This is a genomic window from Paenibacillus paeoniae, from assembly GCF_003388735.1.
Classification (GTDB): domain Bacteria; phylum Bacillota; class Bacilli; order Paenibacillales; family Paenibacillaceae; genus Pristimantibacillus; species Pristimantibacillus paeoniae.
In genome coordinates, this window is the sequence record NZ_QUBQ01000001.1 from 2,430,937 (window position 1) to 2,450,600 (window position 19,664).

General features: G+C 50.4%; 16 protein-coding genes. 5 read left to right on the forward strand and 11 right to left on the reverse strand.

Going from position 1 to position 19,664, the window contains the following annotated elements:
• The gene (locus DX130_RS11380; RefSeq protein WP_116045254.1) at positions 1–1,488 is read right to left on the reverse strand and encodes a spore germination protein; all 1,488 of its coding nucleotides are present in this window, start codon (positions 1,486–1,488) and stop codon (positions 1–3) included.
• The gene (locus DX130_RS11385) at positions 1,485–2,570 is read right to left on the reverse strand and encodes a GerAB/ArcD/ProY family transporter (protein WP_116045255.1); all 1,086 of its coding nucleotides are present in this window, start codon (positions 2,568–2,570) and stop codon (positions 1,485–1,487) included. Before DX130_RS11385 ends, DX130_RS11380 begins: the two co-directional genes overlap by 4 nt.
• Before the next feature lie 342 nt (positions 2,571–2,912).
• Here DX130_RS11385 and DX130_RS11390 point away from each other — a divergent pair, with 342 nt between their 5' ends.
• Positions 2,913–4,226 carry a lytic polysaccharide monooxygenase gene (locus tag DX130_RS11390; RefSeq protein ID WP_116045915.1) on the forward strand — a complete coding sequence of 438 codons (1,314 nt, stop codon included), beginning with the start codon at positions 2,913–2,915 and terminating at the stop codon, positions 4,224–4,226.
• A gap of 108 nt (positions 4,227–4,334) precedes the next feature.
• On the opposite strand, the gene DX130_RS11395 is transcribed toward DX130_RS11390, so the two are convergent.
• Positions 4,335–5,396, reverse strand: a complete 1,062-nt coding sequence (locus DX130_RS11395; protein WP_116045257.1) for an alpha/beta fold hydrolase — start codon at positions 5,394–5,396, stop codon at positions 4,335–4,337.
• Between the two features lie 248 nt (positions 5,397–5,644).
• On the opposite strand from DX130_RS11395, the gene shc reads away from it, so the two are divergent.
• Positions 5,645–7,534 carry a squalene--hopene cyclase gene (gene shc / locus DX130_RS11400; RefSeq protein ID WP_116045258.1) on the forward strand — a complete coding sequence of 630 codons (1,890 nt, stop codon included), beginning with the start codon at positions 5,645–5,647 and terminating at the stop codon, positions 7,532–7,534.
• Between the two features lie 2 nt (positions 7,535–7,536).
• Here the strand turns inward: shc and DX130_RS11405 are convergent, their stop codons facing one another.
• Positions 7,537–7,932: a MerR family transcriptional regulator gene (locus tag DX130_RS11405; protein WP_116045260.1), complete on the reverse strand. Its 396-nt coding sequence runs from the start codon at positions 7,930–7,932 to the stop codon at positions 7,537–7,539.
• Positions 7,933–8,103: 171 nt separating this feature from the next.
• Between DX130_RS11405 and DX130_RS11410 the strand changes: the two genes are divergently transcribed.
• Positions 8,104–9,024 carry an aldo/keto reductase gene (locus tag DX130_RS11410; RefSeq protein ID WP_116045262.1) on the forward strand — a complete coding sequence of 307 codons (921 nt, stop codon included), beginning with the start codon at positions 8,104–8,106 and terminating at the stop codon, positions 9,022–9,024.
• Between the two features lie 217 nt (positions 9,025–9,241).
• Here DX130_RS11410 and DX130_RS11415 read toward each other — a convergent pair whose 3' ends face one another.
• The 6 genes from DX130_RS11415 to DX130_RS11440 all read right to left on the reverse strand — a co-directional run bounded on the left by DX130_RS11415 (position 9,242) and on the right by DX130_RS11440 (position 17,074).
• Positions 9,242–10,924, reverse strand: a complete 1,683-nt coding sequence (locus DX130_RS11415; protein WP_116045263.1) for an AraC family transcriptional regulator — start codon at positions 10,922–10,924, stop codon at positions 9,242–9,244.
• 98 nt (positions 10,925–11,022) lie between these two features.
• On the reverse strand, positions 11,023–11,985 hold the full coding sequence (locus tag DX130_RS11420) for an ABC transporter substrate-binding protein (protein ID WP_116045265.1): 963 nt from the start codon (positions 11,983–11,985) through the stop codon (positions 11,023–11,025).
• A 211-nt stretch (positions 11,986–12,196) separates the two neighbouring features.
• The gene (locus DX130_RS11425; RefSeq protein WP_116045266.1) at positions 12,197–13,600 is read right to left on the reverse strand and encodes an ABC transporter substrate-binding protein; all 1,404 of its coding nucleotides are present in this window, start codon (positions 13,598–13,600) and stop codon (positions 12,197–12,199) included.
• A 172-nt stretch (positions 13,601–13,772) separates the two neighbouring features.
• Positions 13,773–14,603, reverse strand: a complete 831-nt coding sequence (locus DX130_RS11430; protein ID WP_116045268.1) for a carbohydrate ABC transporter permease — start codon at positions 14,601–14,603, stop codon at positions 13,773–13,775.
• A complete protein-coding gene (locus tag DX130_RS11435) occupies positions 14,600–15,550 on the reverse strand; it encodes a carbohydrate ABC transporter permease (RefSeq protein ID WP_116045917.1) in 951 nt (316 codons plus the stop codon). The genes DX130_RS11430 and DX130_RS11435 overlap by 4 nt, the downstream gene beginning before the upstream one ends.
• A gap of 384 nt (positions 15,551–15,934) precedes the next feature.
• Positions 15,935–17,074, reverse strand: a complete 1,140-nt coding sequence (locus DX130_RS11440) for a DUF4825 domain-containing protein (RefSeq protein WP_116045270.1) — start codon at positions 17,072–17,074, stop codon at positions 15,935–15,937.
• Positions 17,075–17,201: 127 nt separating this feature from the next.
• On the opposite strand from DX130_RS11440, the gene DX130_RS11445 reads away from it, so the two are divergent.
• Complete coding sequence (locus DX130_RS11445) at positions 17,202–17,732, forward strand: hypothetical protein (protein WP_116045272.1); 531 nt, start codon at positions 17,202–17,204, stop codon at positions 17,730–17,732.
• A gap of 89 nt (positions 17,733–17,821) precedes the next feature.
• Here DX130_RS11445 and DX130_RS11450 read toward each other — a convergent pair whose 3' ends face one another.
• A complete protein-coding gene (locus DX130_RS11450; protein ID WP_116045274.1) occupies positions 17,822–18,892 on the reverse strand; it encodes an AraC family transcriptional regulator in 1,071 nt (356 codons plus the stop codon).
• A 123-nt stretch (positions 18,893–19,015) separates the two neighbouring features.
• On the opposite strand from DX130_RS11450, the gene DX130_RS11455 reads away from it, so the two are divergent.
• On the forward strand, positions 19,016–19,597 hold the full coding sequence (locus DX130_RS11455; RefSeq protein ID WP_116045276.1) for an NAD(P)H-dependent oxidoreductase: 582 nt from the start codon (positions 19,016–19,018) through the stop codon (positions 19,595–19,597).
• Positions 19,598–19,664 lie beyond the last annotated feature (67 nt).

Consider the following 19,664-nt stretch of genomic DNA (forward strand, 5'->3'; position numbering starts at 1 on the left):
TTACTCTTCTTCCTTCCTAATATCCTTAATCATATCGGAAGAGAAGTCGCGCCTTTTGAACGGATTAATCGTAAGCGCAAACAGCCACTCTCGAAATCGCAGCGTTGCAATCGGCTCCATGAATGGAAGTCCGAACGAATCCAGCCTGCAGAAGTATATGAGGATCGCAAAGATGGACAAGAAAAACCCATAGATACCCAAATACGCCGATGCAAACAAAATACCGGCCCTGAACAGGCTTACGCTCCCGGAAAGGGACTGATTCACCAGCGAGTAGGTGGCAACGGACGATATGGCAATAACGACAAGCAAGGTTGGTGAGGAAAGTCCTGCCCGAATTAAGGAGTCTCCAATAATCAGACCGCCAACAATGCCTATTGTCTGCCCCACCGCCTTCGGCAGCCGAACTCCCGCTTCCCTCAGTAACTCGAAGAGAAACAACAGCAGGAAGGTTTCCAGAAACATCGGCAGCGGCACGCCTTCCCGGGACGTAACGACCGTGGACACAAGGGAGAACGGCATCTGGTCCACATTGACAGAGGCTATGGCAATCCAGAAGCCCGGCAGGCATATGCTGAGGGCAATGCCGATAATGCGCAGAAACCGTTGTACGACAACGTTGTAGAACGGGAAGTGGACATCCTCCGGCGTTTTTAGCAGCTCGAAAAAATTGGCTGGTCCGATCAGCACCATTGGCGAACCATCCACAATAATAGCTACTCGCCCTCTCAATAACGCTTCTATTACAAAGTCGGGACGCCCAATATAATCGATGAGCGGTACAAGGGAAAATGTGCGATCCGACAGCCATTGCTCCAATTGACCGCTGCTGACGACGCTCTCCGACTTGAAGGTCTTAAGCCGCTTGCGCGCTTCCGCCACTACATTCTGATTGGCTCGATGATCCAGGTAAATCAAGGCTACACGCGTCTTGCTCAGACTGCCGACAATAAATTCTTCCGTGAATAGCAATGGGGTATGCATCCGCTTGCGGACTAGCGATATATTGGTGTACAGTTCTTCCGTGAACGCATCCTTCGGCCCTTTGATCGAAATTTCCGTATTGGATTCCTGCAATTGGCGATGTGGGACATTAGCCAGATGGACAAGCCAGAAGAAGCTCTCTCCCTCCTTGTAGATCGCCAGACTTCCCGTGAACAATCCCTCCGCCATCCTCGTCATGGATTGCTCCTTGCTCATCAGCGGCAATTCTTGCATATCGATAGGGCTCCCTGTATCTTCCTTCGAACCCTGTCTTACGTATTGACATACATGAGAGAAATATTGATTCAGTTGCTGCTTGTCAATCATGCCATCGCAATAAAACGCAATGATGCGATTTCCTTCCCCGTTGCCGGGAACATCAGGAAACTGAATATCCATATAGCAGGCGAATGCCTTCTCGAGCCCGTCCGCATTCAGAGTGCCTTGCTGCAAAGCGGTGTCGTATTCCGTGAACAGCTCCTTCTCCGCCCGTTCGCCGATCATGATTGCCGCCCCGCTTTCTTGCGGGAGATATACGTTAGCAGGAACAATATAATAGTAATCGTCATTCCCCATATCATGGAATAATCATAAAAATAATCATGAATCATTTGCTGCATCCAGATATCGCTAACTTGCAGCAGTGCGGGCAATGACATGAGTACGGTGCCAATCAGAAGAATGATCTGACGGGGCTTTGGCTTGCGAATAACGACTACTTCCGAAAGCACATAAATGCATACTCCTGCCCGGATGAGACTTCCTGCGAGCAGTTGGAAGGCTGCCAGAAAATCGACATGCGAGATGTACTCTCCCAGCGTTACAAGTCTCCATTGTTCAAAGGCCGGAAACCGCAAATTACTCGCCTCAAGCGGCCCAAAAGCTGTAATCGAACCGAGGGTGGGGCCCAGAATCAAACCAAGCAAAATCGTGAGCAAAATGAAAATTGTCAAGTAGTTCACCGGTTTATTCATTCTGTGCTGAAGCAGCAGCAGAATCATCAGGTCGATGCTTCCTCCGACGACAATCGCCCCGCCTCCCATCTGGGCAGACAAGCCCTCTGCCATAAAGGGCCTTAGTATGCCGTAATCCTTGCTGTCCATTGTCATCCAGGAAACCCCCATCCCTAGCAGCCACACGATAGGCAAGAGTGTGGCGGATAGATAAACCAGCGTCCTTAATCCCGTTCTGGCAGCGCTGAACACAATGAACATAAAGCATGCGATGACCACGATGCTTGGTGTGCTGGGAAGGAAATAGATGCTGACGTTTTTGGTCGTGTCGTAAATAATCATCATGCCCGCAATAAGGAAGTAGATCAGCATGCTTCCCCCGATTAATATATACCCGAGCTTGCCGCTCTTTTCTTTCAGCCAATCTGTGAATGAATCTCTCTTCATCGACTTCAAGATGCGATACAGCATTGCGCTCCATAGGAGAAGGACCCCATAGCCTATCGCTATACTGACCCACGCATCGCGTCCCGCCGTCTGAAGCAAATGCGGAATAATGAGGACATGGTTGGAGATGCCGACTGTCAATATCATTAAAAAAACGATTTGTGTTCTGGAGAAGGAAACATCCATCGTACACACCCCCTAAGCTGTCATGAGTCGCACTTGGTATATTTTCCTAATCGCGTTCGCTCTATGCATAAACCTATTAATTGTCATTTCATACATATTAAATTATTTTAGACAAATAAAATGGATTTCTGTGTGAATATTTGGTTTTCATGCACATATGTGACGGTAAGTTGCACATTGGGTTCAAGCTTTTGACTTATTTATTCAAATCGCCCTCATATTCTTTAAAATTCCTCAATAGAATGATTCAGACGAAAGGAGGCCCTAACAAAAAGAAAGAAGCCCACCCATCTAAAGGAGGTAGTTCTATTGGTCAAAACCTTAAGATTGTCCAGCTTCACCATGAAAGGCCTGATTTTGGCTGGCGGCATCATGCTGGCAGCCGTATTAAGCTTTCTGCTGTTCTCACAGCAAGTATCCGCTCACGGGTATATCGATGGTCCCGCAAGCCGTGGATATCTTTGCAAAACCGGGCAAAACTCGGATTGCGGAGCAATTGTGTACGAGCCGCAAAGCTTGGAAGCGCCCAAAGGCTTCCCGGCAGCAGGGCCTGCGGATGGCAAAATAGCAAGTGCAGGCGGAGCATTCCCTAAGCTTGATGAGCAGTCTTCCACGCGCTGGTCGAAAGTGAATATGAGCTCCGGCTCTGTCACCTTCCACTGGACACTGACTGCCGCCCACTCCACTAGCAGCTGGAAATATTATATTACGAAGACAAACTGGAACCCGAATGCCGCATTGTCCCGTGCTCAGTTCGATCTGACTCCGTTCTGCTCTGTACCGTACAGCGGACAACCGCCTTACTCCTATTCCAATACGTGCAACGTACCAGCTCGCACAGGCTACCATGTTATTCTCGCCGTATGGGAAATCGCCGATACGGGCAATGCCTTCTACAATGTCATCGACGCTAACTTCGGCAATACGCCAGGAGACACGCAAGCTCCAACCGCTCCTGGAAGTCTGGCTTCACCGTCAAAAACTGCAACAAGCGTGTCCCTCTCCTGGAGCGCATCCACCGATAATGTAGGTGTAACCGGCTACCGCATCTATCGCGGTTCCACGCTTGTCGACACCGTATCGGGTTCGACCCTTAGCTACAATGCAACCGGCTTGTCGGCGAATACCGCCTATACCTTCACCGTCAAAGCCTTTGATGCGGCGGGCAATGAATCGGGCGCCAGCAATGCGATTACCGTAACGACCAACACGAATACAGGTCCTGATACGCAGGCGCCAACAGCACCGTCCGGTCTTCATGTCATGGGCAGCTCCACCTCCACTACAGTTCCTCTCATGTGGAGCGCTTCATCGGATAATGTAGGCGTAACGGGCTATCAAGTATTCCGCGGCTCGACGCTGGTGACGACGGTACCCGGATCTACCTTGGCCTACACGGTAACAGGTCTGAGCGCCAATACGTCCTATACCTTTACCATTAAAGCCATTGATGCGGCCGGCAACGTATCAGCTGCCAGCAATGCTGTAACCGTGACGACACCAACCGCTCCAACCACTTATCCGGCATGGAGCGCAACAACCGTCTACTGGGGCGGCGACAAAGTTACGCATAATGGCATTAACTACGAAGCTAGATGGTGGACGTTAGGCCAGACGCCAAACACAGCTACGGATGTCTGGAAGGTCATTCCTTAGCTCAAGAGACTTAACTCCACCCTTCAAGCCATTCAATGAAAGCCCTTACGGGCAAACCAAACAAAGACCAGCAGGGTGCCATTCACCCCTGCTGGTCTTTATCAGCACTTATAAGCTTTCTATACGATCCGACTCTATAAAAGTATCCGTCATCCACTTGGCAAACCGTTCTTCTTCCTCAAATTGAGGGTAATGGGCGGAATTCTCGTATAGAATGAATTCTTTCTTGGGGGCAGCAAGCAGCTCGAAGTAAGCCTGAGCCGAATCTACTGAAGTCATATAATCATGTTCGCCCATGACAAAGTAACAAGGGATGGCAAGCTCCTGCACCAGTTCTGGCAGAGGATGTGCCGACTCCTCCGCCAGCAAGCCGTTCTGTGTTCGGGCAATTCCTCTCACATAACGAAGCATATCAAGCCCGTTATATTCCGGGTTCAGCAGGAACCCTTCATAATAGTCCCCATTGTCGTCAATCAGTCTGGCCGCTCCTCCGTACTTTCGGATCAGACTGCGCGGCGTCATTTGCTCTCCGCTCTCAACAAATGGCCGCAATTGCTCCAGCTTACTAATATCTGCTCCAGCATTAGCAGCCTTCGCCCTTTCAAGCACATAGGCGAAGCTGTCCTGTTCGCTGGCATGGTTGTCTCCGACCTGACCGATCCCAATGTAGGCAGAGAAGGACTCTGGCGATTGCGCAGCCGCCTTCATCCCAATGTAAGTACCGAAGGAATGGCCCGCCAGTATAACTCTCTCTTGCCCAAGCCGTGCCTTTACTTGCTCCGTCAATTCCAGCAAGTCGCTCACCAGGAGATCACTCGTCAGTTCCGAGTAATCCTCAAAAAACCGATAAGACTTACCGCTTCCACGCTGGTCGTAATGGACAATAGTGAAATGCTTCTCCAATAAGTCTTGATACTTTCGAACATAAGGAATCTCCGAGCTGCCAGGCCCTCCATGCACGAACAACAGAATCGGATTGTCCCGATTCTCTCCTCGGATCATCACCGTGTGCTCAGCCTCATTAACGGTCAGACTCTCCAATACGGAAATACTGTTAACGCCTTTTAATGAAGGCGTCCAAGTGGGATGGAACAGGATCGCCGCAACAATAGTGAGAGCAATCACCGTCCATACCCAGCGTTTCTTTACTTTTATGCTCTTCCCTATCATCCTCAAGTGCTCTCCCCGTCAAGGTATAAGTGATCATAAATGCTATACATTCCACGTTATACCAATAGTCACAGAGCGTCAATGCAACTATGCCGCACTGCCATTACGACTTCGCTCCGCTGCCCGGGCTGGCTGAGATCCGCTGAATCTTACGGCTTGATCCGAATGGAGTCAGATAGAGCATTCGATTGCTACATTTCCGCCTTCCGCCGCTCATAGAATGATAAAAACAGCAGGAGGTACGGACATTGAGCAATCTTCGCCATAGGGTCGATCATAGCATCGGCCAGCTTGTTGATTGGTTGATCGAAGAGCAGAAGGAGGATGGCTCTTGGCGGTTCTGCTTTGAGAACGGCATCATCATCGATGCATACGTACTTATTCTCTTTCGGCTGCTTGAGCATGAGGATGAGCCATTCATGCGAGCGCTCCATGACCGGATTGCCGCATGTCAGCAATCCGACGGCGGCTGGCGCTTATACCGCGACGAAGAGGAAGGCAGTCTTTCCGCTTCGGTAGAAGCTTATTATGCAATGCTTCTTTCCGGTTACAGCCATGCGGATGACGAGCATATGCAGCGGGCGAAAGCCTATATTCTATCTCGCGGCGGCATAGGCATGGTCAAAAGCACGCTCACGAAGACGATACTCGCAGCGACAGGCCAGCGCGATTGGCCGCTCTCTATTTCTTCTATTCCGATGGAAGTGCTCCTTGTGCCAAGCGAGCTTCCGCTCAGTCTCTTCTCCTTCTCGGGCTACGCTCGGGTCCATCTCGTGCCCATGCTCGTTATGGGCTCACGCAAGTTCTCGCTTCGCACCGCTCGCACGCCTGACCTGTCGCCGCTCTATGCCCATCGGGATGCGCTTGATGATGCCTGCTTGCCCTCCCATATCGCGATGCGGACACAAATTGGGATAGGCATAGACCGATTAATCGGATCGCCTCGCTCCTTGCGCGATGCCGCTACCGACAAGGCGGAGGCCTTCATGCTGGAGCGAATAGAGGATGACGGCACGCTGTATAGCTACGCGACCAGCACCGTCTTTATGATCTTCGCCCTGCTGGCTCTAGGATACGGCAAGGAGCATCCGGTTGTACGAAGGGCATGTCAAGGGTTGTCCGATATGCGCTTTAATACCGGAGGCTACACGACAATTCAAAATTCCCCATCTGAAATATGGGACACCGCATTGCTGACCTATGCGCTGCAGGAAGCCGGCGTATCTTCTCATGAAGCTGTCATTCGGAAGGCGGGCGCCTATCTACTGTCCAAGCAGCATACGCGCAGGGGAGATTGGAGCAAGCATAATCCCAATACGCCTCCCGGCGGCTGGGGCTTCTCGGAGACCAACACGATGAATCCCGATGTAGACGACACGACGGCCTCACTTCGGGCCATCCGTCAGCTGGCCTCTGACGATCCCGTGTACGCTGAAGCTTGGAATCGTGGCTTGCAATGGGTCACTTCTATGCAGAACAGAGATGGAGGCTGGCCGGCTTTCGAGAAGGAGACCAACAATCAGATGCTGACGTGGCTTGCCATTGAAGGGGCCAAGTCAGCAGCGATCGATCCCTCCGAGGCCGATTTGACCGGACGCACGCTGGAGTATTTGGGGCATTTTGCACCTCAGCAAACAAATGAAAAATATATGAAACGAGGCATAGAGTGGCTGATCCGCAATCAGCAGAAAAACGGGTCCTGGTACGGACGATGGGGAGTATGTTATCTGTACGGCACATGGGCTGCGCTTACCGGGCTGGTCGCAGCCGGGCTGCCCGCGAGTCACCATTCCATAAAAAATGGAGCCGAATGGCTCCTGCGCATGCAACAATCCGATGGCGGCTGGGGTGAATCGTGCCGCAGCGACTCCAAGTCGCATTATGTTTCTATCGGCGCCAGCACGCCATCCCAGACCGCTTGGGCGCTGGATGCGCTGATCGCCATATCGCCGGAGGCGACTCCCGCGATCCATCGCGGCATCGAGCGGCTCATCGCCTTTTTGCCGGAAAGCAACTGGACAACGGACTATCCTACTGGCTCCGGCCTGCCGGGTTACTTCTACATCCATTACCATAGCTACCGGTACATATGGCCGTTAGTTGCACTGGCGCATTATAAGCAAAAGTTCGGATCTTAACGCTATTCATTGTGCGATTCCGATGCTTCACTAGAGAACTTCTCCCGAAACATCTGGGGCAGATGCTTGATTTTATAATCAATGGTATCCAGGCTGCGCTGCATCTCCTTTAGCTGAGCCTCTACGTTATGCCGATGACGAACCAGGATGGCCACTCCCTTCTCCAGCACCGCATCATTATCCATACAATGCTGAATAAGGGTGCGGATATCCTTAATGGGCATACCCGTATTTTTCAGGCAGCAAAGCAGGTCGAGCCAGTCGATATCCTGTTCGTGGAATACTCTCGTACCGTTCTCACGATACACAAATGGAAGCAAACCTTCTTTGTCGTAATAACGTATCGTATGGATGGACAAATTCGTTTTTTGTGCGGCTTGCGAGATGGTATAGTTCATATCCGTCCTCCCCGTTTCATTGGTCATCGTTTTAATACTTAATTGCAACATATGCGGTTTCTTTCCCTAAATTTGAGACATCCTATTAGCAGACTGTTGACATAGAGTCCACTCTAGCGTTTATCGTAGATATGTATCCTAATTATACTCAAATTCGGGAGGAATCAAGACATGAAATATATAGACATCGCCGGGACGGATCTACATGCATCCAACATTGTTATGGGCAATATGCGCCTAAAGCAGCTATCTCTGACGGAAGCGGAGAAGCTCATACGCACGGCTATCGAGCAAGATGTCAACTTCTTCGACCATGCCGACATCTATGGCGCGGGATCCTGCGAGGAACACTTTTCCCAAGCCATCGGCATGAATGCAACCTTGCGCGAGAGTATGATCCTGCAGAGCAAATGCGGAATACGAAAAGGCTTCTTCGACTTCTCCAAGGAGCATATTATCGCTTCGACCGACGGTATTCTCAAAAGACTAAATACCGAATATCTGGACGTCTTGCTGCTGCATCGCCCTGATACGCTCGTCGAGCCTGAAGAAGTAGCGGAAGCATTCAACGAGCTTCACGCCAGCGGCAAAGTTCGCTACTTCGGCGTATCGAATCATACGCCCATGCAGATTGAGCTGCTGCAGAAGCATTTGTCCCACAAGCTCATTGTGAACCAAATGCAGCTTAGCGCAACGCATACGCCGATGATCGATTCCGGCATTGCCTTGAATATGAATATCGATCAATCGATTAATCGCGACAGCGGCGTGCTGGATTATTGTCGTCTGAACGACATTACCATCCAAGCATGGTCGCCATTCCAAAAACGGTTCTTCGATGGTCCGTTCCTGGGCGATCTGGAAAACTATCCAGAGCTGAACACGCTGATCGACAGCCTCGCAGCCAAATACGACGTATCCAGTACGGCGATTGCCGTTGCTTGGATCACTAGACATCCGGCCAACATTCAAGTCGTGCTGGGCACCACTAACGTCGAACGCCTGAAAGACGGATGCCAAGGCTCCGACATCAAGTTGACGCGCGAGGAATGGTACGGCATCTATACAGCGGCTGGACATATCCTGCCGTAATCTATCAAAATTATAACCTCTACTCACACACGATCACAAGGAATACAGTTGTTGTCTACGCAAAACGCCCTCTTCCGCTCGATGCAGAAGAGGGCGTTTTTTACACAGGCAGGTGAGTGCCATCTTTTACCCCTCAACTGGAGTTTACAAGAATAGCCCTTGGCGACTTCGGATTTCGTCATGTAGTCGTGGCTCATCAAACAGTGCGGGGGGCCTGCTAAACACATCCAGCCAGCGTGACCTGATCTGCCGAATGAAATCGCAAAATCGTTGGCAGGACAGACAACAGCCGATCACGTGTCACAGGATCATCGTAGTTCCAAGAACTTTCAACCATATGAACACAACCTCTCTTCACTGCATCCATCGCTTGCCAGCCTTGCGTATTCATCAGCCACTCTACGTTCTGGTTGTCGATCTCACCAAAGTCGGTCAACAGGAACAACCGATCCCCATCCAGATGGGACAGCGTATCCACCGACACCTTACGGAAGGCTTCTCCTTGCGTCATCAGCTTCATGACACAATCGGGAGGCAAAAATCCGTTCGCATGATAAAGGGAAACAGCAAATCCCGAATTGCCCATCAAATAAAGCTGTCCTTGAAAGAGAAGCAGGACAACTGCCGTTTCATGCAACTTCTTATCGGCATGGAGGGATTCCCACATCATTCCCCAACGTTTTTCGTAGCCGGTAATCCACGCCTCGGCTTCCTCTTGCTTACCCACAAGTTCGGCAACCGAAAGCAGCCGCTCCCAAGTCTGCAAATTGTTGTCGAGTATGACGGTCGGGGCGATGGAAAGCAGCTGATTATAATACCGATTCAGCTTGCAGCTCAGCACGATTAAATCGGGACACAAGGCTGCTATTCGCGACGGTTCGCCCAGCGTTCCGACATCCGTCACTTCCTGCAACAAGTCCCGATAGACGACCTGGCTCTTTATAATCGTCAATTCAGCGCCTACCGGCTTAATGCCCAGCGCCAATAATTCGCCAAGCATAGAACCCGTAATGACAATGCGCCGGGCTTCATAAGAAGGATTCGTCTCGTTAGCTGGCAGAAGTTCCTCAGCAGCGCTTCGACTAATGTTGGCATACATCCTTGGAGGAAGGCCGACGTATTGAGTAAAACGTTTGCTGAAATAGTATTCGTCACTAAAGCCGACCTGTCTGGCAATGACTCGGAGCGGCTGCTCGAACTCGTCAAGAAGCTTCATCGCTTTTTCGATTCTCAGACTATTTACATATTCCAAAGGCTTTTTTCCCATATACAATTGAAACGCAGCACTATACTTCGCACGTTCCATTCCAGCCATGTTGGCTAGTCGATTGACGGATATATTCTCGGTGTAGTGTTCAGCAAGGTAACGGATGGTCATGCGAATGTTGTCTGTCTCTCTGAAGACCGATCGTCCAACCGACTGCTCATACTGTTCCAGCAGCAGGCAGATCCATTCTTGCAATGCGATTGCTTGGCGCATTCGCCAGGAACTTCCTTGCTGCGTCTGCGTCGATTGAAGTCGCTGGATCGCATCAAGCAAGAGGGTGGTATCCGTTACTGTAATGGGTCTAGTATAGGGCCAACCCTCATCTACGACAGCCAGCGGTTCTTCCTCCCCCCAGCCCCACACATCAAAGGAAATCCGATGACATTGAACTTCCTCCGCAGACCCTATCAATTCAATCTCGCAGCCAGGCGGAAGCAACAAACATAATCCAGAATCAATCTGCCGTTCAGTATTGGATATTCGATACCTTCCCGAGCTGGCAAAGAAAACGATAATATGATGCCGACTGGTCCGATAAAGCAGACGGTCTTCTCTGCGGCATACGAGCAAGCTTACATCGTCAAGGACAAAGCACATCGCTTTATCCTGAATATTGTGGGAATCTGTTGACATAAACCAACCGCCTTAAGTGAGAATCATTATCATCATTGTAAATAAAAAAGACAAACGATTCAACTATTACGTTGAGATCGTTTGTCAGGAAGGTTGTACTATTTCCCTAGCCATTTAGGCAGCTCATCCAGAATTCGTTCCATCGTAATGGGGTCGCTGGCATTCCAGCTAATGTCGGCGACCGTAACGCGACCCTCTTTGACAGCCGGAATCGTATTCCAAATCGGACTTTCCATCAGTTCCTTCGCAGCCTTCTCATCTTCGGTTCCTGGCAAACTCAATAGGAAAATGTAATCTCCGGCATAATCAGGCAGTACTTCCTCGGAGATTTCCATGAAATATTCATTCTTGTCGATGAGCTCCTGTACCTTCGCCGTCGGGCGGAAGCCTCGCGGTTCATACAAGAACAGCGTTATACTGTAGCTGCCCATGACGTAATATCGACCTGCCAGTCTAAGATAAACGGTTGCCGTCTCCCCTTCTTTTAAATCGAGCCTGTCCCACATCTTCTGAGATTTGCTCTCGTAACGAGTAATCCAATCCTCTGCCGATTGCTTGACACCGAGAATGTCGGCAATTTCTCGAATACGTTCGTAAGTGCCAGCACCTCGATTATACAGGGCGGTCGGAGCGATTTTACTCATCTTCTCGTAAACCTCGATATCTGCAGCATCGTTATCGAACGTTTGCAGAATAAGATCCGGCTCCAACGAAATAATTTTCTCCAGGTTATGCGGGTACCCGATATCTTCAATACCGTCGAGTTCACTCTTGTAGACAAAAGGTTCGCCGAGAACATCATTGCCGATCGGCTTGACGCCAAGCGCAAGCATATCGCCGGGATTGTCGCTAATCATAATCACCCTCTGTGGACGGACGGGAATGACTGCCTCACGACCGCTAAAATCCTTATATAGGCGCGTCTCATTCTCAACTGCAGCAGATGACGAGTGCGGCGATTGCGATGTAGGAAGCTTTGAATCAGAGCCGCAAGCGGACAAAATACTTCCGATAATGAGCAGAAGACTTAAAAGCAGCAAACGGTACTTCATGTTGAACATGTGATTGACCTCTCTCTTGAATAGTTTTTGAGAACTATTATCAATATAAGATCAACCTTATTATAAAACAATAGAGAAAACATTAGCGAAGCTTTGTACAAAAAAGCTGACCCCTGTTGTGAACAGGAATCAGCTTGTAGTCTAGTTTTTATACAATGTCTACTACATGAGAGCTTATCCTCGATGAGGAAGAGGATGCTTGTTACAGAGATTACTTTAAGGTTTTATTGTAGGTTCCGATTTTGTCGGAGATGGCTTTGGCTGCGTCATCCAGCGCTTTTTGCGGGTCCTTGACACCCGTCAGCGCCTCTTCGATCGCGCCTTCTACGATTTGCCTTGCTTCAGGGAACACGCCCATAACTGCGCCTGTCGATGCGGTGCTTGGCTTGGAGTTATGCAGCTGATCCACCGCTGTCTGGAACTGCGGATACTTCGCCAAATTGTCGGCGACAAGCTTCTCGTCATACGCTTTTTTCGTAATCGGGAAGTAGCCCGTGTTGACATGCCAGTACGCTTGAGTAGCCGGCTGCCCCAAATATTTAATAAACTCCCATGCCGCCTTCTGCTCTTCTTCAGGTTTGTTGTTCAGAACCCATAGGCTCGCTCCTCCAACAATTACGCCGCCGTCCTTCGCACCGGCAGCCTTCGGCAAATAACCCGTTCCAACTTCAAATTTGCCCTCAGCTGCGTCTACAATTCCGCGCAGCGATGCTGTAGAATCAAGCGTCATAGCCACTTGTCCAGCGAGAAATGCCTTTTTGGTATCCGCTGTAGAACGACCCAGATTAAGCGCTGCTTTGCTGTCGATAAGGTCCTTCCACCAAGCCAGCGTCGCTGCTCCGGTCTCGTTGTTCAACTGCGATTCTGTTGCAGCTGCAGTACGTCCGTTGCCATTATTCACATAATCCGCGCCTTGGTTCGCGAAGAACTGCTCCATGAACCAGCCATAGATGGCAAACGAAGCGCCTGCTTGTCCATCCTTCGTCAGCTTGGCTGCCGCTTCCTTCACCTCTTCGAAGGTTGCCGGTGCCTTATCCGGGTCAAGACCCGCTGCTTTAAACAAGTCCTTGTTGTAATAAAGAATCGGGTTGGAGGTATTGAATGGCATGGAGTGAAGCTTGCCGTCAAACGTATAGTAATTTGTAATATTCTCTTCCAGTTGGGACAGATCATAGCCTTCCGCATCCACGAACGTCTGAATTGGAGTGATCGCCTTGGAGTCGATCATGAATCTGGAGCCGATCTCGTATACTTGAATCAACGACGGCCCGGACTTAGAGTCCATGGAAGCTTTCATTTTGTTCAAGCTTTCGTCGTATGTACCTTGAAATACTTCTTCAACTACGATACCACTTTGCGATTGATTGAAATCCACTACCAGTTGCTTTACAGCTTCGCCGAGTTCCCCACCCATGGAATGCCACCATGTTACTTTAATCGGGTTGGCTGGCGATGGTTGCGATGATTGAGTCGCAGGGGGGGTATTGCCCTTTTCATTGCCCGACTGGTTCGACTGCTTCCCATTGCTTCCTGCATTGCTGCCACCGCATGCCGTCAGTACCATCAGCACAACGGACATCAGGATAGCGAATCCTACTCGTAATGATCTCTTCATGAATCTCTCCCTCTCTGTCACTTCGTAGATTGATCGACCGACAAGCTTACGATAGATAAGCCCATCGATCTTCTATGGAAACACCCGCAAGCGGATGACGCCAACACCTTTGGCAATCCCAATTCCGATCATATTTCCAGCTTGGTTATATCCCTGTCACTCATACCGGAAACTAACCTTTTACCGCCCCTGCCGTTATGCCTCTCACCAACTGCTTCAACCCAAGCACAAGCAATAGGAGAGACGGAAGCAAGACGACAGCTACACCTGCAAGGACGTTGTTCCAGGACACCATCTCTTCAAATTGAAGCATGCTGATCCCGATCTGCACCGTTCGCATACCGTCGCTGTTCGTAATGAGAAGCGGCCACAAATACATGTTCCATGATTGGAGAAATACATATACAGACAACGATGCAAGGGCTGGACGCGACAGCGGCAGCACAATCGTCAAATAATGGCGGACATGGCCGGCTCCATCTATTTTTGCGGCTTCGAACAGCTCGCGCGGCAGCTGCAAGAAAAACTGTCTGAGCAGAAACACGCCGAACGCGGAAGCCAGAAACGGAACGGTCAATCCTTGATACGAATCGATCCAATCCCATGACTTCACCGTCAAATAATTGGGGATAATCGTCACTTCCCATGGGATCATCATGGTGGTCAGAAACAAGGTGAACCAAAACTTTTTGCCAGGAAACGCTACATAAACGAAAGCATACGCCGCCATTGAAGCAATGCATACCTGGCCGATCATAATCGTCGTGGCGATCATAAAGCTGTTGCCGATAAAGGTTCCAATCGGGATCAGGCTGAATACTTTCTCCAAATTACCGAAGTAGACTTGATCCGGCCAGAGCACTGGCGGATATTGACTGGATTGCTCCGGTGTCAGCAGCGCTTGCAGCACGGTATATAATATCGGGAAGATCACCGCAACAGCGAGCAAGGCCAGGGCAGCGTATAAGGCCGTGCGTTGCAACAAAACAACCGGATTTCTCATTGGTAATGCACCTTCTTCTCCACAAAGGCGAACTGGACAATCGTCAAAGCGAGAATGATAGCGAATAACACAAGCGCGAAGGCACTGCCCGTACCGTATTGATAATTTACGAACGCTTCCTTATAAATCGAATAAACGAATACTTCCGTCGAGCCGGCCGGCCCGCCTTTCGTCATCAGGTGAATCTGACCGAATGCCTGGAACGAACCGATAATCGAGATAACGGTCAGGAAAAACAGTGTGGGTGAGAGCAACGGAAGTACGATTTGGACAAATGCTCGAAACGGACCGGCCCCGTCAATCTTGGCGCTGTCGATATAATCCTCGGATATGCCCTGAAGCCCGCTGAGCACCATAATGAAATTAAAACCGGATTGCATCCAGATCGTCATCATGGAGATGGACAATAGAGCCATCGAAGGGTCTGTCAGCCATTGGATCGGGGATAATCCGGCTTGCTGAAGGATATAGTTCAGTATGCCGAGCGACGGATGGAACAGAATCATCCAGATAACTGCCGATGTGCTGACCGACATCGCAAGCGGCAGCGAGAATACAAATTGAAACCCTCTCATTCCCGGCAGCTTGATATGTGTCAATGCCGCCGTCACAATACCAATGACGATGCCAGCGGGTACAGTAAGCAGCGTAAAGAGCGCCGTAACCGACAAGCTGTTCCAGAACATGCTGGAGGAGAGCAGCTGGGCAAAATTATCGAAACCGACATACTCCGCGATTCTGCCTCTCGGATCTGTCAGATGCAGACTGAGATAGAGCGACTTTACGAGCGGATAAAATAGAAACACGGCAAAAAGCACAAGCGACGGGGCCAAAAATAAGTAGCCGAGCGATACTTCCTTCCATCTTCTTACACGAGCTGACGATTTTCTGGCCACGCGATGAGCGCGGACAGCCTGTGCCGGCAGCGCCAGCTTCCCTTCCTGCATGCTAGCCAATACCATACATCCTCTCTTGTTGGTCTTAAGCCTAACTCTAGACAAGTTTTGTCATTGGAATGTTATGGTAGATTTAAGGTTTTGTAGACGAGGAGTAAGGATCCAGGAGGAGTCTCCTAGCCTCCTTACTCTCACGCCACCATGCGGGTACGCATGCGAAGGTTCCAAAGCTAACAAAGCTCCAATTAACGTGGAGATAGGTTGCTCACTGAAAAACCATATGCGAAACAAAAAAATAGCGGTGCGGGATGGTTATCCCTGCATCGCTATTTCTGCATTTCGATTGATTGCCGCCTTAATGGCGTGTGGCGCAACTATTCCCTTGCCTTCAGCTCAGACAAAGGAATCACCTTTCAAAGCCTTCTCTAGCTCCGCCTATATCCCTGATTCTCTCAAGTTCAGTTCCACAATTTTCTGGTTCGACATGCTGTAGACCAGCTCCCCCTCATACCTCGCATCTTCGCCTTCCCACTGTATACGCAGACGCAAGCGATCCGAATCCACCCATTCCAGAGCTTCCAAGTAAGGATCAGGACGCTGATCATCTACCGTGGTCTGTCCGTCCCAAAAATCGCGGATCGCCTCCACATCCGGTACGGCAAGCTCCGCACCCCCCTCTGTATCGACGATAACCGTACCACCTCCGGTTCTCGCTTGGTAAGATACCGCGGCATACCGGTTATCCGGCGACCATAGGAACGACTGCTGATAGTAGCCCGGGGATAGCTCCCACAGCACTTCTCCATTGCCAGCCCTCAGAAGTCTGATGCCTTCCGCAGCCATCATGCCTCCCGACGTGACATGCTCCACCTGGCCGTACACTTCGAAGAAATACTCCCCATCCGGCGATTCGGACACATAGGATACTGGATTCACTTCCCCTGGCAAGGCGGCAGCAACGTTCGCTTCTGATTGCGATTGCTCCAAATACTGACCCAGCCGCTCAACATGGTTTTGCTTATCCGCAAAATCGGCTTCAAAGGAGAAATCCGAGCGATTGTATGCAAGCAGTGGTACATAATCGGACGTTATCAACTCATCAGGCGCTCCCGTATTGCGGTATGCGAACGTGAGTCGGTCTACATTGCCGATCATCGCGAACAAAACAATTGCATTGTTGCGGCTTTGCTCCGCAAACTCCAAATCCCTCGCTGCCTCCGGCAGCTCTCCGTAGCCAGCCGCGTCCAGAGGCTCGTAAAACAGCGTCAAACCATAGGGCTGCTCCGAGCTGGCAATCGCTATATATCTCTGCATGTAGCGGGAATCCGGGGACGGCAGCCAGCTGGCAATTCGAGATACCTTGGAGTTATCGCCGACGTACTGCGTCATATCCTCGGCGATTTGCTCCAAATCATATCCCGCATACAACACCGAAGGCTCTGTTATCTGCGTTGGCGTTTTGCCCAGCGGCTCGGCAGCCCATACGAACAGCGCTCCCCATAAAAGCGCAGCCGCACCTCCAAGCGCTGCAATCATCATGATTTTTTTGGGCTTACTGCTTTTATTCACGATCATGACTTCACGTCCTCCGTTTCTGCTGCATCACCATATTTGGGGCCCACTATCGTATATTCTTTTCTATCCATGATATAGTAAAAACGCACCTGTTTCAAAAGTCTGGTTATGACATAGGAGGAGTTCCATGGACTACATACGGGATTATGCTATGTACGCATCCATCTTCGGCATGTTCAGCTTTGTCTGGTTCGGATGGGCGCAGGAGCGTCCACGCCGCGGCTGGCGTCCCTATCTCGGTATTGCATCCGGTATTGCTCTGCTGGTCTGCTTGTTTGGCGTATATTTGAGCATTACCAACTGGGGAGAAGCGTCTGCTCTAAAGGAAAGTTCATCATTCACAACTTATTTGATCACCGTCTATATGGAGTTTTTCCTGGCTGGACTCGGGGCTTTTCTATTGATTCGCAAAAAACGAAGCGACTTCGTTGCGCCTTGGATCGCCTTTATCGTCGGCATTCATTTTATCGCTCTTGTAGGGGTGTTCGATGATCCTAGCTTATACGTGCTTGCGGCTCTCTTAGTTGCCATATCCCTTATCTCCCTATTCCTTGCCCCGAAGCTTCAGGTCGCCAGAAGCGCCATTACGGGTGTCGGCTCCGGTACCGTACTGTTTGGCTTTGCGATTCTAGGACTCATTCGATTTTTTTCCGTGTAAAGCTTGATGCAAGCCTATATGCCCCAGAGAAGCCTGTTGAGATCGCTCAACAGGCTTCTCTATTCCCCTTATTCGATTCTGTGACTATTCTAGGAGGCCGGATTGCTGCCCGCCGCTCTCGAAGCTGAGGTATAGGCTCCGCTTTCCTCATTCGCTTGCTCCGGATTCGCCCGGTATTGGCCGGGCGTCATTCCCGTCCACTTCTTGAATGCGCTCTGGAACGCACTTGGCTCGGAGAAATGCAGGGCATATGCAATATCGCCGACAGAAGCGTTGCGATTGCGCAAATACCTCATTGCCGTCTCCTTGCGAACTTGCACAGATAGATCATTAAAGGTCGTGCTTTCGGACTTCAACTTATGCTGAAGCGTCCTGACGCTCATGCCGAACTGCTCCGCGGCCTGCTGCAGGGTGGGAAAGCGGGTCGGCAGAGTCTTTCTCATCCAACGCATCATTTGTTCCTGCAACCCTGCAGACTCCGACATCCCATCCCTTGTTTCCTGAGCGATCGTCTCGAAGACGGACAACAGCCTGGGATCGGAATAAATAGCGGGGTAATCCAGTGTTTCCCTGCTCATGCGCAAGCTATTGCTCTCGCAGCCAAAGGATGGTACCCGGCCAAATACAGGCAAGTACGGTTCTATATCGGATGGTGCCTCATGCGAAAATTGAACCTCATACAGCGGGATAATCCGGTTACTTAGCTTGCCGATCATACGGAAGAGCGAACTGGCCATCTCCTCCATACAATGACGGGAATCCTCGCTGCCCTCCTGCAGCCTCATCGTCAACAGAAAGTCGTCATCCACGACATCCCACGCCAGATTAAACCCGCTGCACAGAATCAGATTGTACCGTTGGTATGCGTCTAAGGCATCGCCAATTGTAGGGGAATGCATCATGACATAACCGAGCAAGCCCATATCGGCAAATTCCATAATGAGTCCTTGATGCAGACCAAAATGATCATCATTGGTATAGATCGCCGCCTCAATCATAAGCCGCTTTAGCTCCGAGCCTGGAATACGCGCCTCCACATCCTGCAATAAAGCAGAGTCGAAGGACGCATAACGGCAGAAGTCCTCCGCATTATATCCTTTATGCACAATCGTCTTCATGACGGGAAATACCATCGAGATGGCTACGCTTGGCTCGTTCATATCCTTCACCTCCAACTGCGCAAATAAACAATTCCAATTGCGCATTAGATCATAGTGTTGCAATCAGAATCCTTATATGCTTGACATAGTCCTACACCACTATCATATAGGAGGAACATCTCGATGAAAACGAATATTCTGGTCATTAACGGTCATCCCGATCCCAAAAGCTTTTGCTCCGCGTTGTCTGAAGCTTATATAGCAGGCGCCGAAGGAAATGGAGCTCAAGTGCGTTACCTCGATCTGAACAAGCTCAGCTTTGATCCGATACTCCAGTACGGTTATCGCCAGAGGACAGAGCTGGAACCGGAGCTCGCAGAAGCACAGGAGCTCATCCGTTGGGCGCATCATCTCGTCTTCGTCTACCCGACATGGTGGGGCGCCATGCCAGCGCTTCTCAAAGGATTTATCGACCGCGTCTTCCTGCCCGGCTTCGCCTTCAAATACCGCCAAAACTCCCCGTTATGGGATAAGCTGCTGGTCGGGCGCACGGCGCATCTGATCGTCACAATGGACACTCCGTCCTTATTTAATCGGTTGATTTATCGGCGGGCGGGCCATAACGTCATGAAGCGCAACATCTTGCAGTTCTGCGGCATTAAGCCTGTGCGCATCACTGAGATTACACCTGTTAAGCCTTCCACTCCCGAGCAGCGGGACAAGTGGCTGAATCAGGTGAAGCAGCTTGGAGCAAAGCGCGCATAATGGGCAGGAGGAAAAATAATCCGGTACAAGGACTGTTGCCTCGGACCTGATTTCTGCCTGCACTGTA